The organism is Lutimaribacter pacificus, from assembly GCF_900142185.1.
Taxonomy (GTDB): domain Bacteria; phylum Pseudomonadota; class Alphaproteobacteria; order Rhodobacterales; family Rhodobacteraceae; genus Lutimaribacter; species Lutimaribacter pacificus.
The window spans coordinates 363,726-377,969 of sequence record NZ_FQZZ01000002.1; the positions used below are offsets into that span (position 1 = coordinate 363,726).

Here is a 14,244-nt window from a genome sequence, read left to right on the forward strand (position 1 = left end):
CCGCTCAGGCCGGTTGCAGGACGAAATCGGCGCTGAGGCTGGTATCGCTGGCGCTGCGCATGACCGGGCGCAGGAACACGGTTTCGAAGGCGCGGCTGTCATAGGCAAGGTGCCCGTGCGGCTGGCCGAAGGCGGGCACGATCTGTGGCATTTCCAGCCGGAAGGTGCCGTCGGCCCGCGTCAGGGTGGCGCCGTGGCTGTGCGGGTCGCGTTCGTGCCCTTCGGTGGTGTGGGCCCAGATCTGGATGCGGATGTCTTTCAGCGGCGCGCCGTCGCCCGCGCGGCGCACCGTTCCGGTCATCCAGAACCCGCCGCCGCCGATGCGTTCGACAACCGGTGCACCGGGCAGGTAATTGTTGGAGCCGCCCCGCATGGAGGACGTGGGCGCGACGCCCTGCGCCCGTGCCGGGACCAGCAGGCCCGCGGCCCCCGTCGCCAGCGCCGCGCCGGCCAGCGTGGCGCCGCCGCGCAAAATCCCCCTGCGTGTCGTCAGGCTGCGGGTCATCCTGTCACCTCGCTTTCGGCAGAGTCCCTGCGCGCATTGTGCCAAGGGCGGGGCGCGCGGCGCAACAGGCGAGGTTTCAAATGCGTGCACGGCTTCGTGAGGTGGCAAAGCCCTACGCCCTGCCGCCTATCCGCGTTGCCGGCCCAGCATAGCAAGGCGAATGAGTGCGCGTTCCACCAGCGCCATCTGCGGCGCGGTCTGCCCGGCAGAGCGCAGCGACAGGTCGGTGTCGGTCAGGATCGTCAGGGCGGTTTCCAGCCGGTGCGCGCCCCAGCCCTGCGCCTGCCGCAGCATCCGGTCGCGGCGCGGGCCGAAGATCGGCGGGCGCATCCGGGCAATCCCCTGCGCCGCGCCGCCGGGATCGGAGGCGGCGGCGTAAAGCGTGCGGAAATGGCGCGTGGCCCCGATGCACAGCGTCACCGGCTGCATCCCCTGCGCGTCGAGCCGCGCCATGACCGGGCCGATTTCCTGCGCACGCCCCTCGGCCACGATGTTCAGCACATCGTCCAGGTCGGCCTCGGTCGAGGCGGGGGCGCAGGCGGCGATATCGTCCGAGGTGACGGGCGTGTCGTCGCCCAACTTGTACAGCGCCAGCTTTTCCATCGTCTGGCGGAAATCGCCGGGGTCAAGCTCGCGCGCCAGCGCGGCAAGATCGGTCATCGCGTGGCCGTCGAGATTGGTCAGCCCCGCGCGGGCCAGTTCGGCCTCGATCTCGTCGCGCGTGGGCGGGTCGTCGTAGATGCCGGCGGCATAGGCGTTGGGGTGTTTTTCAAAGAGCTGCCGGAGTTTGGATTTTGCGTTGAGCTGCCCGGCGGTCACGATCACCTGCGCGTCGCCCGGCGCCCAGTCGGCCAGCGCGGTGGCGATCACGTCGGTCAGCCCGTCGGTGGCCTCTTCGACAAAGGCGGCACGGGCGCCGGGAAAGAAGCCCTGCGCCTTGATCGCGTCCAGCAGCATCGCGGGGTCCTTGCGCAGGTCGGCGGCGGCGATGCGGGTGAGGCGCATTTCCTCTTCGCCCTGCGGGCCGATCAGGGCGGCGATGACCTGTTGCCGTTTCAGTGCCACGCGCATCGTGTCGGCGCCGAAGATCAGCAGCCCGGTCTTGTCGGCATCGGGCCGGGCGAAGTAACGGCTGGCATCGCGGGGCGACAGTTTCATGGCAGGTCGGATGCGGCGGCGATCAGGCGGGTGACGATCTGGTCGGCCAGCATCCGGGCCAGGCGGGCATAGGCGTCGTCGCGGGCGGCGCTGGTTGCGATGGTGGAATCGGTCGAGGAATAGGCGGCCAGCGCATCGACGCGGCCCTGCGTCAGCAGGCTGTCGTCGGTGGCGTCGCGCAGGCGGTAATTGACCCGGCCGATCAGGTTCTGGCGGGTGGCGACGTTGTCGGCGGTCACCGCCATGCGTTCGCGGCTGACCGAGAAATCGGTTTCCAGCCGGTAGCGCGGCGTGCCGGGGCGGCCCAGCCGGTCCTCGAGCGCCTGCACCAGAAGATAGGCGCTGCGGCCGGTGGGGGCGTTGACCTCGATACTGTTCTGCAGCTTGCCCGCACCGCCCTGCGGCCCGTAGGCCGGGGTAAAGCCGCAGGCCGCAAGGGCCGCGAGCGACGACAGCAGGAAGGCGCGTTTAGACAACCACATTCACGATCCGCCCGGGGACGACGATGACCTTCTTGGGCTGGGCCCCGTCCAGCGCACGAATGACAGCATCCTGCGCAAGGGCGGCTTTTTCAACCTCTGCCTTGTCCATATCCCTGGGCACGCTGATTTCGGCGCGGCGCTTGCCGTTGATCTGGATCGGCAGGGTCACGGTGTCGTCGACCAGCATGGCGGGGTCGGGTTGTGGCCAGTCGGCCTGCGCGACAAGGCCGGTGCCGCCCAGCATCTGCCACAGTTCCTCGGACAAATGCGGGGTCATGGGCGCCATGAGCTGCGCCAGCGTTTTCGCGGCCTGTTTGCGGGCCCCGGCCCCGGCGGTGGATTTCGCCAGCGTGTTGGTAAAGGCGTAAAGCCTGGCGATGGCCGCGTTGAAGCCGAAGCTGTCCACGCCGCCGGTGACATCGTGGATCGTCTTGTGCATCTCGCGCAGCAGGCCGGTGTCGGCGTCGTTTGGGGCGGCGTCGGAGGCGGCGATCTCGGACGCGATGCGGTGGACGCGGGCAAGGTGCTTGGCCGCGGCCTCGGCCCCGGCGGCGGTCCATTCCACGTCGCGCTCGGGGGGCGAATCGCTCAGCACGAACCAGCGCGCGGTGTCGGCGCCGTATTGTTCGATGATCTGGACGGGATCGACCACGTTGTTTTTCGATTTCGACATCTTGGCCGAGGGGATGATTTGAACCTTTCTATCAGGTGTCAAACCTTGCCACCGAACAAACATACTGGCGGCATCCCTAGTATCTACCAATCCATTTTTTTCCGTTTTCAACGTAGCTACATCATCTTTCAAGAAGGCAAACTGCTTCCCTTCCAGAGAGTATTCCACAATATCCTCGGGGTAGTGATAGACGGGGCGGCCTTTGGCGTCGCGGGTCTGGTAGATCGCGTGGGTCACCATGCCCTGCGTAAAGAGCGCGTCGAACGGCTCCTTCGACTTCGCCGGCAGGTGGCCGCAGATATGCATCGCGCGGGCGAAGAAGCGCGAATAAAGCAGGTGCAGGATCGCGTGTTCGATGCCGCCGATATACTGGTCGACATTCATCCAGTATTCGGCCTCGGCCATGTCGGTGGGCGTTTCGGCGTGGGGTGCGGTGAAGCGGGCGAAGTACCACGACGAATCGACGAAGGTGTCCATCGTGTCGGTTTCGCGCTTCGCCGGCTTGCCGCAGGACGGGCAGGGCACGTCGCGCCATGTCGGGTGCCGGTCGAGCGGGTTGCCCGGCTGGTCGAAGGACACGTCATCGGGCAGTTCGACCGGCAGGTTTTCCTTTTTCTCGGGCACCACGCCGCAGGCGTCGCAATGCACCACCGGGATCGGGCAGCCCCAGTAGCGTTGCCGCGACAGGCCCCAGTCGCGCAGGCGGAACTTGGTCACGCCCTGGCCGACGCCGTTTTCCTCGCAAAAGGCGATGGCGGCATCGACGGCCTGATCGCCGGTGGCGTCTTCGGCCCAGCCGAAGGCGCGGGTCCAGCGGACCTTTTCGGATTTCGGCGGCACGAAGGGTTCGGCCTGAATGTCGTGATCGCCGGTGACAGGCAGGAAGGTGTCGATGATCGGCAGGTCGTATTTCACGCAGAAATCATGGTCGCGCTGGTCATGCGCGGGGCAGCCGAAGATCGCGCCGGTGCCGTAATCCATCAGGATGAAATTGGCGATGTAGACCGGCAATTCCCACGCGGTATCAAAGGGATGGCGCACGCGCAGCCCGGTGTCATAGCCCAGCTTCTCGGCCTTTTCGATGGCCTCGGCGGTGGTGCCGCCCTTGCGGGCCTCGGCGCAGAAGGCCGCAACCTTTTCGTCGTCGCGTTCAAGCTGCCGTGCCAGCGGATGATCGGGCGAGATGCCGACAAAGCTGGCCCCCATCAGGGTGTCGGGGCGGGTGGTATAGACCTCGATCCGGTCATGGCCGTGCAGCCCGTCGACCAGCGAGAACGAGAATTGCAGCCCGCGCGACTTGCCGATCCAGTTGGCCTGCATCAGCTTGACCTTGGCCGGCCAGTTGTCGAGGTTGTCGAGCGCGTCGAGCAGTTCTTCGGAGAAATCCGAGATGCGGAAGAACCATTGCGTCAGTTCGCGGCGTTCCACCTCGGCGCCCGAGCGCCAGCCCTTGCCGTCGATCACCTGTTCATTGGCCAGCACGGTCATATCCACCGGGTCCCAGTTGACCACGGCGTTCTTGCGGTAGACGAGGCCCTTTTCCAGGAAGTCGATGAACAGCGCCTGCTGCTGGCCGTAATATTCGGGATCGCAGGTGGCGAACATGCGCGACCAGTCGAGGCCGAAGCCCAGCGGCTTCATCTGGCTGACCATCGTGTCGATGTTGTCATAGGTCCATGTTTTCGGATGCCCGCCCGACGCCATCGCGGCGTTTTCGGCGGGCATCCCGAAGGCGTCGAACCCCATCGGGTGCAGCACGTTGTGGCCGGTGGCGATCTTGTAGCGCGCGATCACGTCGCCCATCGTGTAGTTGCGCACATGGCCGATATGGATGCGCCCCGAGGGGTAGGGAAACATCTCGAGCACATAGTATTTCGGCTTGTCGTCCGAGCGCGTGGCTTTGAACACCCGGGCATCGTCCCAGGCCTGTTGCCATTTCGGTTCGATTTCGGCGGCGGAATAGCGCGACATCGGCGGCGTCCCCTTTGGAAACGTGATCGTTGCCCGGCGTGATAGGCCGCGGATCGCCCATGGTCTAGGGGTGGCGGTGAAAAATGCGGCTCTGGGCAGGGGGCGCAGGACATGTAAAAGTGGAAAAAAACATGACGCGTGCAGGTTGAGGCATGAATATCCTGTTCATCCATCAGAATTTCCCCGGTCAGTTCAAGCACCTGGCCCCGGCGCTGGCGCGTGCGGGGCATAATTGCGTGGCGCTGACGCTGCGGGTGAAGGAACCGACGAAATGGCAGGGGATGACGGTGCTGCCCTACGCGATCAGTCGCGGGGCGGGGCAGAAGACGCATCCCTGGCTGGTCGACCTGAACACCAAGGTGGTGCGGGCCGAGGCCTGTTTCCGCGCCGCGCGCACGCTGCGCGACGACGGGTTTACCCCCGATATCATCGTGGCCCATCCCGGCTGGGGCGAGTCGATGTTCCTGCGCGATGTCTGGCCCGAGGCGCGGATCGGGCTGTATTACGAGCTTTACCACCGCTCGACCTGGCCGCACATGCATTTCGACCCCGAGTTCGACCGCCATCCCGACAAGGAGGCCGAGGGGCTGCGCATCCGGCTGAAGAACCTGAACAACCTGATCCACCTGCCGGTGGGCGACCTGGCGCTGAGCCCGACCGAGTTCCAGGCGAATACCTTTCCGCCGCCGTTCCGCGACCGGATCAGCGTGATCCATGACGGTATCGACACCGATCTGGTGGCTCCGAACCCCGATGTGCGGTTCGAGATGGAGGATGGCGCGGTGCTGACGCGGGGGGACGAGGTGATCACCTTCGTCAACCGCAACCTCGAACCCTATCGCGGCTATCACGTGTTCATGCGGTCATTGCCGCGGCTGCTGGCGGAGCGGCCCAATGCACGCGTTCTGATCGTCGGCGGCGACGAGGTGAGTTACGGCGCGCGTGCGCCCAAGGGGCAGACGTGGAAGCAGATCTTCATCGACGAGGTGCGCGGGCAGATCTCCGACGCGGACTGGGCGCGGGTGCATTTCCTGGGCCGCATCCCCTATGACCGGTTCGTGCGGCTGTTGCAGGTGTCGCGGGTGCATGTCTACCTGACCTACCCCTTCGTGCTGAGCTGGTCGCTGTTCGAGGCGATGAGCGCGGGCGCGGCCATCGTGGCCAGCGACACCGCGCCGCTGCACGAGGCGATCGAGCCCGGACGCACCGGCACGCTGGTGGATTTCTTCGACGGCGCGGCGCTGGTGGACGAGGTCTGCGCGCTGCTGGACGATCCCGAACGGCGCGCGGCCTATGGCGCGGCGGCGCGGGATTTCGTGCGGGCGCATTACGACCTGGAAACGATCTGCCTGCCGCAGCAGATGGCGTGGATCGACCGGCTGGCCGCCTGCACGCCGGGCCGGGTGGGCGACTGAGGCCGCCCGGCGACGATCAGAACCGGGCGTCGGCGATGCGCAACTGGCGGGCGCGGGCCAGGATCGCATCCTCGACCGCGGTGCGGGTGCCGGTGGCGACAGGGCTGCCGCCGCGCGTTTGCAGCGCCACAACAAGGCTGCGGGCATCCAGCGCGGGGTCTTTGATATGCACGGTCGCGCGATAGGCACGCCCGCCGCCCGGCGGCGTGCCGTAGCCGAACACGATCACGCCGCTGAACGGGTCGATCGACTGCACCGGCATGAAGTTCAGCACATCCAGCGAGGCGTTCCAGAGATAGCGGTTGACCGCCACCTCGACATCGGGATCGGTGCGGCGGAACACGTCGAAGATCGACCTGCCGGGTGTGCGCATGGCCGACCGCCCCTGAACGGGCATCCCGGCGCGGTCATAAAGGCTGTCCTCGCCGGTGGTTTCCGTTCCCGGCGCGCCGCCAAGCCCGCTGCCCGATCCGCCGCCCCGGCTGCCAAACCCGCCGCAGGCCGCCAATGAGGCCAGCGCCAGCCCTGCCATGGTGATTCTGAACGCGCGCGAATAGGTCATGTACGGCCTTGCCCCCTGCAAAATCTGTTTCCGTCCTACCCAAGCACCGGGGCGCGGGCAAGGGATTAGTTCTTTTCGCCCCGGCCGCCCGCCCCGGGCCGCCGGAAAAGAGTGTGGCAAAGCTGCACCATCTTGCGGCCCAAACGCCGGGGCCCGTCCGGTGCGCTTGCAAACACCCCCCGAAAAGAGCGAGAGACTACGCCATACCCAAATCGGATTCCCCGTTTTGGGGCGCATGACTGAAAACCGAGGGAACAACGATGAAAAACATCATTCTCGCAACGACCGCTCTGGTTGCTACCGCAGGCGTGGCAGCAGCAGACGTGTCGATCAGCGGCTACGCCCGCTTTGGCGCTACCTACAGCGACAATGCCGATGACTGGAACACTGCAAGCCGTCTGCGTCTGCAGTTCGACGTGTCGACCGAAACCGATGGTGGCATCGTCTTTGGTGCGCGCCAGCGTTTCCAGACCGAAGAAAACCTGTCGACCGGCGGTGCTACCGACCCCAATAACTCGAACGGTGCTCGCTTCTACATGAGCACCAACGGCTTCACCCTGGCGATGGGCAACATCCTGGGCGTGATCGAAGCTGCTCCGAACCTGTACCTGCCGACCGCGTCGTCTGGCATGGGCCTGGAAGGCAACGGCTTCTACTCGCTGGCAGCCAACACCTCGTCGAACGGTGGCCGCTTCGCATGGACCGCGTATGACTCGGCCGGTGCAGGCGCAGTCGAGGGCGTTGAAGTTCTGTACAGCATGAACGGCTTTGGCGCACACATCCACAGCACCGAGTACAGCTATGGTGTTGGTGCAAACTACACCTTCTCGGGCTACACTGTTGCAGTGGCTTATGAAGAGTGGGACGCAGCCGCACCGGGTGGTCAGGTTGACGGCGACAGCATCCTGTTCGCAAGCATCGGCGGCACCATCGGCGCGTTCGACGTTGCCCTGGCCTATGCCAGCACCGAGTTCAGCGGCGTTGAGGCTGACAAATGGTCGCTGAAAGGTGGCTACGACTTCGGCACCGGCCTGACCGTGTACGGCTTCGTCGCATCGGAAGACGTGGTTGACGAATCCTACGGCATCGGCGCGTCCTACGATCTGGGCGGCGGTGTTTCGCTGGAAGGCGGCATCACGCAGACCGACGAGGCACTGGACGACACCATCGTGTCTCTGGGTGCATTCTTCTCGTTCTGATCCAGAACGGAAATTGCATAGGGAAGGGCAGGTCGCTTGACCTGCCCTTTTCTTTTTGTGCCGCATTGTGTTTTCTGGCCGCGACCAAGCGGGAGACAGGACGATGGGGCTTGAGGATATCCGCGCACGTATCGCAAAGGCCGAGGCAGAGGCCGGGCGCGATCCGGGCAGCGTGACGCTGATCGCGGTCAGCAAGGTGCAGCCGCCGGAGCGGGTGGAGGCGGTGCTGCAACAGGGCCACCGCTGTTTCGGCGAAAACCGCGTGCAGGAAGCGGCGGGCAAGTGGCCCGGTTTCCGCGACAGCTTCGACGGGATCGAGTTGCACCTGATCGGCCCGTTGCAGACCAACAAGACGCGGCAGGCGTTCGAGCTGTTCCAGGCGATCCATTCGGTCGACCGCCCCAAGCTGGCGAACACCATCGCCCGCATCGCGCAGGAAGAGGGGCATTGCCCCGACCTGTTCATACAGGTGAACACCGGGGAAGAGCCGCAGAAGGCCGGTATCCTGCCGGCGGATGCGGATGCGTTCATCGCCGAATGCCGCGATATGGACCTGCCCGTGCAGGGGCTGATGTGCATTCCCCCGGTCGAGGAAGAACCGTCGCTGCATTTCGCGCTGCTGGCAAAGATCGCCGCGCGCAACGGGCTGGCGGGGCTGTCGATGGGCATGAGCGGCGATTTCGAACGCGCCATCGCGCTGGGCGCGACCCATGTGCGCGTGGGCAGCGCGATTTTCGGGGAGCGTGTTGCCGCTCATCCGGCCTGACGGTCGTTTTCCCGATCAGGGGACGATCAGGCGCGTGCCGGGGCGGATGTTCTGCGCGATCCAGAGCAGGTGATCGCGGCGAAAGGCGATGCAGCCCTCGGTCGGGTAGTGCGGGCGGCGCCACTGGTGCAGGAAGATCGCCGAGCCGCGCCCCGGAACGGCCTGCGGCCAGTTCCAGTCGGTCAGCAGCACGAGATCGTAGAGCGGATCGGCCCGGCGCAGGGTTTCGTGGCTGTGCGGATAGGGCACGCGGACCATCCGGTTGTAATCCGGCTGACCCGGGTCGTCCGACCACAGGTCGGAGGGACGGATCGGCAGCGCCCAGCCTGCCGGCCGCGCCATCCGGTCGGGGCGGTAGAGCAGCCCGGCGATGCAATGCATGCCGCGCGGGGTGGCGCCGTCGCCTTCGCGCTTGTCGCCGGTCAGCCCGCCGCGCCCGATGCTGCAGGGCAGGCGGCGGCTCAGGAATCGCAGATGCGTGGGCGTCAGCACCAGGTCGGCCGGGCGGGAGGGGGCGCTGCCCCCTCGGCCTGCGGCCTCACCCCCGGGATATCGCCGGAGAGAGGAAACCGGGGTCACAGCAGGTGGCCCGACTTGGCTGCCTTGGTGGCGAGATAGGCGCGGTTATGCGCGGTTTCGCCCAGTTTCAGCGGCACCCGTTCGACCACTTTCAGCCCGTGCTTTTCCATCATGGCGATCTTGCGCGGGTTGTTTGTCAGCAGGCGCACGGCGGAAAAGCCCATGGATTTCAGGATATCGGCGCCGAGGCGGAAATCGCGCTCGTCATCCTCGAACCCCAGCCGGTGATTGGCCTCGACCGTATCGAAGCCCTGATCCTGCAGGGAATAGGCGCGCATCTTGTTGGCCAGGCCGATGCCGCGCCCTTCCTGGTTGAGATAGAGTAGCACGCCCGCGCCGTTCGCGCCCATCTGCGCCAGCGCGCCGCGCAGTTGCGGGCCGCAATCGCATTTCAGGCTGCCCAGCACGTCGCCGGTGAAGCAGGCCGAATGCAGCCGCGCCAGCACCGGCTCGCTGCGCGCGGGCTGGCCGATTTCGAAGGCGTAATGTTCCTCGCTGCCATCGGCGGGGCGGAAGATATGCAGCCGGCCGGCCTCGGCCGCCTCGACGGGCAGGCGGGCAGAGACCACCGGGTCGGGGTGGGGCGTCGCGGCCAGGAGCGGCGCAACCAGCGCGGCGGGCAGATGCGTGAGCGCCTGCGCCGCGGCAAATCCCGCCGGGTCGGGCAGGTCGAGCAGCAGCGCGGCGGGCAGCAGGCGCGCGGATTTCGCAAGGGTCAGCGCCAGCCGGTGCAGGTCTGCCGGGCCTTCGCGGTACGCGTGGAACGGGCCTTTCATCGGCATGTCGAGATCGTCGGCGGGGTCGGCCACGGCCAGCACCCATGCCAGCCCGGCATCGGCGGGCAGGCGCAGCCGCGCGAGGTCGCCGTCATAGGGCCGCGCCTTGAGCGTTTCGGCGCGGCGCGCGGTGATCGCCAGAACCGGCGCGCCGCCCATGGCGCGCAGATCGGCGAGCCTGCCGGCGGTCAGCGTTTCCGCGGCCAGCGCCAGCGCCCCGCCGCCACCCTTACCCGTCAGCACGACCGGCACCCCCATGCGCAGGTCGGCGCGGGCGCGGGCCAGAAGTTCGGGTGGCGTGGGGGTGAAGCTCATGCGCTGTCCTTTCGGACATGATTTAGCCGGTCCGTGCCGGATTTGAAACATATCTCGCGCAGGCTACACGTCCGCGTGAAGGGATTGCAGCATTTCTTGCAGCGGCGGCGCGGCACGCTCATTTCCGTTACCAGGCACGGCAAAGGAGGGCGTATCATGGCGCAGCTCAAGAAAATTCTGCTTGTGGACGATGACGAGGACCTGCGCGAGGCGCTGAGCGAGCAGCTTGTCATGACCGAGGATTTCGACGTTTTCGAGGCCGGCAACGGCAGCGAGGCGATGCAGAAGGCCAAGGAGGGGCTTTACGACCTGGTGATCCTGGACGTGGGTCTGCCCGACACCGACGGGCGCGAGCTGTGCCGGCTGATGCGCAAGCAGGGTGTCAAGGCGCCGATCCTGATGCTGACCGGCCACGACAGCGATGCCGACACGATCCTGGGGCTGGATGCGGGGGCGAACGATTACGTGACCAAGCCGTTCAAGTTCCCGGTTCTGCTGGCGCGCATCCGGGCGCAGCTGCGCCAGCACGAGCAATCCGAGGATGCGGTGTTCCAGTTGGGGCCGTACACGTTCAAGCCGGCGATGAAGATGTTGATCACCGAGGACGATCGCAAGATTCGCCTGACCGAGAAGGAAACCAATATCCTGAAATTCCTGTACCGCTCGGCCGAGGGGGTGGTGGCGCGCGATGTGCTGCTGCACGAGGTCTGGGGCTATAACGCCGGTGTCACCACGCACACGCTGGAGACGCATATTTACCGGCTTCGCCAAAAAATTGAACCAGATCCGTCAAATGCTCGCCTTCTTGTGACCGAATCTGGAGGGTACCGTCTGGTAGCGTAAGGTATTCCTGACTCCACCTGATCCAGATCAAGGCATATGATCGTATACAGGTTAAGTTGACCCTATCCCGCCGCATATCCGGGTAATGATATGCACCTCCCTGTTGGACCTGGCCCGGGCTTTGCCCGGGTCTTTTTTTGGCGGCATGGCCCGGCGCGGTCATGGCCATCGTTGCGGAGGGCCGGTTTTCGCCCCCTCCCATCCGGTTCGTGCCTGTGCTAGGCCAGCGTCCAGACCCAACCGATCAGGAGATGCGCCGATGCCCTTTACCCTTGCCACGTGGAACATCAACTCGGTCCGGTTGCGCGCGGGGCTGGTCGAAAAGCTGCTGCGCGAGGAGGGGCCGGACGTGCTCTGCCTGCAGGAATGCAAAAGCCCGGTCGACAAGATCCCCGCCGATCTGTTCTCGGCGCTGGGATACGGCCACATGATCGCGCGGGGGCAGAAGGGGTATAACGGCGTCGCCATCCTGTCGAAGCTGCCGATCGAGGATGTGGGCGATATGGATTTCGCCGGTCTCGGCCATGCGCGGCACGTGGCGGGACGGCTGGAAAACGGGGTCGTCATCCACAATTTCTATGTGCCCGCGGGAGGCGATGTGCCGGACCGCGCGGTGAACGAGAAATTCGGGCAAAAGCTGGATTACCTGACAGAGATGCGTGACTGGTTCCATGGCGACCGGCCCGAAAAGGCGATCCTGGTGGGCGATCTGAACATCGCCCCGCGCGAGGATGACGTGTGGTCGCACAAGCAGTTGCTGAAGGTGGTGAGCCATACGCCCATCGAGGTCGAGCACCTGGGCCAGGCGCAGGAGGCCGGCGGCTGGGTCGATGTCACGCGGGCCGATATTCCCGAGGGGCAGCTTTATTCCTGGTGGTCCTATCGCGCGCGCGACTGGGACGCTGCCGACAAGGGCCGACGGCTGGATCACGTCTGGGCCACCGCGGATATCGCCAATGCGGGCCATGGCAGCCGCATCCTGCGCGATGTGCGTGGCTGGGAAAAACCCAGCGACCACGCGCCGGTTTTCGCGGAGTTCGACCTGTAGGGCCGGGTCGCCCAATCCCCCTTTGAATTCCCGCACGCGAAGGCGCATATAGGGGCAAAGTTGCGAAAGGATGCATAGGACCATGCTGGAACTTGGGCAAAACACCCCCGATGCAAGCGATCTGATCAAGGATGTGGGCGAAGAGGCGTTCATGGCCGAAGTGGTCGATGGCTCGGCCGAGGTGCCGGTGATCGTCGATTTCTGGGCGCCGTGGTGCGGCCCGTGCAAGACGCTGGGCCCGATGCTGGAAGATGCCGTGAAGGCCGCGAAAGGCGCGGTAAAGATGGCCAAGGTGAACGTGGACGAGGCACAGCGGCTGGCCAGCGCGCTGGCGCAGCAGGGGCTGCCGCTGCAGTCGATCCCGACGGTTGTCGCCTTCTACCAGGGTCGGCCGGTGGACATGTTCCAGGGCGCGGTGCCGCAATCCGAGATCAAGGCCTTCATCGAGCGCGTGGTGCAGGCCGCGGGCGGCGATGCCAGCGGCGGGCTGGACGAGGCCGTGGCCGCCGCCGAAGAGATGCTCGCGCAGGGCGCGGTGGCCGATGCCGCACAGACCTTTGCCGCGATCCTGGGCGAAGAGCCGGCGCATGCCGAGGCCTATGCCGGGCTGGTGCGCTGCCATATCGCCTCGGGGCAACTGGACGAGGCCGAGGCGGTGCTGAACGGCGCCCCCGCCGAGATCGCCACCAGCGCGCCCATCGAGGCCGCGAGGGCCCAGCTTGAACTGGCGCGGCAGGCCGAGGGGGCCGGGCCGCTGGACGATCTGCGTGCGCAGGTCGAGGCCGATCCCGGTGACCACCAGGCGCGCTATGATTACGCGCAGGCGCTTTATGCCAAGGGCAAGGGCGAAGAGGCGGTGGAGCAGTTGCTGGAGCTTTTCCGCCGTGACCGCGAGTGGAACGACGGTGCCGCGAAGGCGCAGCTTTTCACCATTTTCGAGGCGCTGAAACCCAACGATCCGGTGGTTCTGAACGGCCGTCGCAAGCTTAGCTCGATGATATTTGCCTGACCCGTTTCGGGGCCTAGTTCTGAGGCATGGCAAAACCGTTCGACTTTCCCGATGTGATACCGGTCTTTCCATTGCCGGGGGCGCTGCTGCTGCCGCGCGCCCGGCTGCCCCTGCATATCTTCGAACCGCGTTACCTTGCGATGCTGGAGGATGCGCTGAAGGTGCCGGACCGGATGATCGGGATGATCCAGCCGGTCCGGGGGCGCGAGTCGAAACACGGCCCGGCCCTGCACCGGATCGGCTGCGCGGGGCGGGTGACGCAGTTTTCGGAAACCGAGGACGGGCGCTATCTGATCACGCTGACGGGCGTGTCGCGGTTTCGCGTCATGGACGAGATCGAGGGCTTTACCCCCTATCGCCGGGTGCGCGCCTCGTGGGACGGGTTCGACCGCGACCGCGGCGCCGAAGAGGGTGACAGCAGTTTCAACCGCGATGCGCTGATGGCGCTTCTGCATCGCTATTTCTCGGCGCGCAGCCTGAATACCGACTGGGAGTCGCTGCGCGAGGCGGATGACGAATTGCTGGTCAACTCGTTGTCGATGCTGCTGGATTTCGATATCGAGGACAAGCAGGCGCTGCTGGAGGCGCCGTGCCTGACCACCCGGCGCGAGACCCTGATGGGGCTTCTGGAATACGCGCTGCGCGGTGGCGACGGCAAAGAGGTGATGCAATGAGCGACGAGCCGCAACTGTTCGACCGCCGGATGCTGGAGGCGCTGGTCTGCCCGAAATCCGGCGCGGTGCTGGAATACGATGCCGAGCGGCAGGAGCTGATTTCCCGGGCGGCGCATCTGGCCTATCCGATCCGAAACGGCATCCCCGTCATGCTGGTGGACGAGGCGCGCCTGCTGGATTGAGCGGGGGCGGGGGTGGCGTCGGAACGACGCACCCCGCCCGGAACAGCCGCGCAGCGGCCCGGGCATCGCACGGCCGGGGGGCCTGCG

Annotated in this window: 15 protein-coding genes; 8 read left to right on the top strand and 7 right to left on the bottom strand. The window is 66.0% G+C overall.

The window, feature by feature from the left end; genetic code table 11:
• Nucleotides 1–4 precede the first annotated feature (4 nt).
• The 4 genes from F3H87_RS07795 to leuS form a co-directional block, all read right to left on the bottom strand.
• Entirely contained in the window at nt 5–505 is a 501-nt protein-coding gene (locus F3H87_RS07795; protein ID WP_149788015.1) for a peptidase associated/transthyretin-like domain-containing protein, read from the bottom strand.
• A 126-nt stretch (nt 506–631) separates the two neighbouring features.
• Nucleotides 632–1,663 carry a DNA polymerase III subunit delta gene (gene holA / locus F3H87_RS07800; protein ID WP_149788016.1) on the bottom strand — a complete coding sequence of 344 codons (1,032 nt, stop codon included), beginning with the start codon at nt 1,661–1,663 and terminating at the stop codon, nt 632–634.
• On the bottom strand, nt 1,660–2,145 hold the full coding sequence (gene lptE / locus F3H87_RS07805) for an LPS assembly lipoprotein LptE (protein WP_149788017.1): 486 nt from the start codon (nt 2,143–2,145) through the stop codon (nt 1,660–1,662). The genes holA and lptE overlap by 4 nt, the downstream gene beginning before the upstream one ends.
• Nucleotides 2,132–4,789 carry a leucine--tRNA ligase gene (gene leuS, locus F3H87_RS07810; protein WP_149788018.1) on the bottom strand — a complete coding sequence of 886 codons (2,658 nt, stop codon included), beginning with the start codon at nt 4,787–4,789 and terminating at the stop codon, nt 2,132–2,134. The genes lptE and leuS overlap by 14 nt, the downstream gene beginning before the upstream one ends.
• A 152-nt stretch (nt 4,790–4,941) precedes the next feature.
• On the opposite strand from leuS, the gene F3H87_RS07815 reads away from it, so the two are divergent.
• Complete coding sequence (locus tag F3H87_RS07815) at nt 4,942–6,204, top strand: glycosyltransferase (protein ID WP_149788019.1); 1,263 nt, start codon at nt 4,942–4,944, stop codon at nt 6,202–6,204.
• A gap of 16 nt (nt 6,205–6,220) precedes the next feature.
• Here the strand turns inward: F3H87_RS07815 and F3H87_RS07820 are convergent, their stop codons facing one another.
• A complete protein-coding gene (locus tag F3H87_RS07820; protein ID WP_149788020.1) occupies nt 6,221–6,766 on the bottom strand; it encodes a DUF3576 domain-containing protein in 546 nt (181 codons plus the stop codon).
• Between the two features lie 260 nt (nt 6,767–7,026).
• Here F3H87_RS07820 and F3H87_RS07825 point away from each other — a divergent pair, with 260 nt between their 5' ends.
• Together F3H87_RS07825 and F3H87_RS07830 are read left to right on the top strand one after the other, a co-directional pair.
• Nucleotides 7,027–7,965 (top strand): porin, encoded by a 939-nt coding sequence (locus F3H87_RS07825; protein ID WP_149788021.1) that lies wholly within the window; start codon nt 7,027–7,029, stop codon nt 7,963–7,965.
• 103 nt (nt 7,966–8,068) lie between these two features.
• On the top strand, nt 8,069–8,731 hold the full coding sequence (locus tag F3H87_RS07830) for a YggS family pyridoxal phosphate-dependent enzyme (protein ID WP_149788022.1): 663 nt from the start codon (nt 8,069–8,071) through the stop codon (nt 8,729–8,731).
• A 15-nt stretch (nt 8,732–8,746) separates the two neighbouring features.
• On the opposite strand, the gene F3H87_RS07835 is transcribed toward F3H87_RS07830, so the two are convergent.
• Together F3H87_RS07835 and ribA are read right to left on the bottom strand one after the other, a co-directional pair.
• Nucleotides 8,747–9,223 (bottom strand): L,D-transpeptidase family protein, encoded by a 477-nt coding sequence (locus tag F3H87_RS07835; RefSeq protein WP_223228007.1) that lies wholly within the window; start codon nt 9,221–9,223, stop codon nt 8,747–8,749.
• Between the two features lie 83 nt (nt 9,224–9,306).
• Nucleotides 9,307–10,401: a GTP cyclohydrolase II gene (gene ribA, locus F3H87_RS07840; protein ID WP_149788024.1), complete on the bottom strand. Its 1,095-nt coding sequence runs from the start codon at nt 10,399–10,401 to the stop codon at nt 9,307–9,309.
• Between the two features lie 156 nt (nt 10,402–10,557).
• Here ribA and F3H87_RS07845 point away from each other — a divergent pair, with 156 nt between their 5' ends.
• The 5 genes from F3H87_RS07845 to F3H87_RS07865 all read left to right on the top strand — a co-directional run bounded on the left by F3H87_RS07845 (nt 10,558) and on the right by F3H87_RS07865 (nt 14,157).
• Complete coding sequence (locus tag F3H87_RS07845; RefSeq protein WP_149788025.1) at nt 10,558–11,244, top strand: response regulator transcription factor; 687 nt, start codon at nt 10,558–10,560, stop codon at nt 11,242–11,244.
• A gap of 259 nt (nt 11,245–11,503) precedes the next feature.
• Nucleotides 11,504–12,292, top strand: a complete 789-nt coding sequence (locus tag F3H87_RS07850; RefSeq protein WP_149788026.1) for an exodeoxyribonuclease III — start codon at nt 11,504–11,506, stop codon at nt 12,290–12,292.
• An 82-nt stretch (nt 12,293–12,374) separates the two neighbouring features.
• Nucleotides 12,375–13,301, top strand: a complete 927-nt coding sequence (locus F3H87_RS07855; RefSeq protein ID WP_149788027.1) for a thioredoxin family protein — start codon at nt 12,375–12,377, stop codon at nt 13,299–13,301.
• 26 nt (nt 13,302–13,327) lie between these two features.
• Entirely contained in the window at nt 13,328–13,975 is a 648-nt protein-coding gene (locus F3H87_RS07860; RefSeq protein WP_149788028.1) for an LON peptidase substrate-binding domain-containing protein, read from the top strand.
• The gene (locus tag F3H87_RS07865) at nt 13,972–14,157 is read left to right on the top strand and encodes a Trm112 family protein (protein WP_149788029.1); all 186 of its coding nucleotides are present in this window, start codon (nt 13,972–13,974) and stop codon (nt 14,155–14,157) included. The genes F3H87_RS07860 and F3H87_RS07865 overlap by 4 nt, the downstream gene beginning before the upstream one ends.
• The last annotated feature ends 87 nt before the right edge of the window (nt 14,158–14,244 follow it).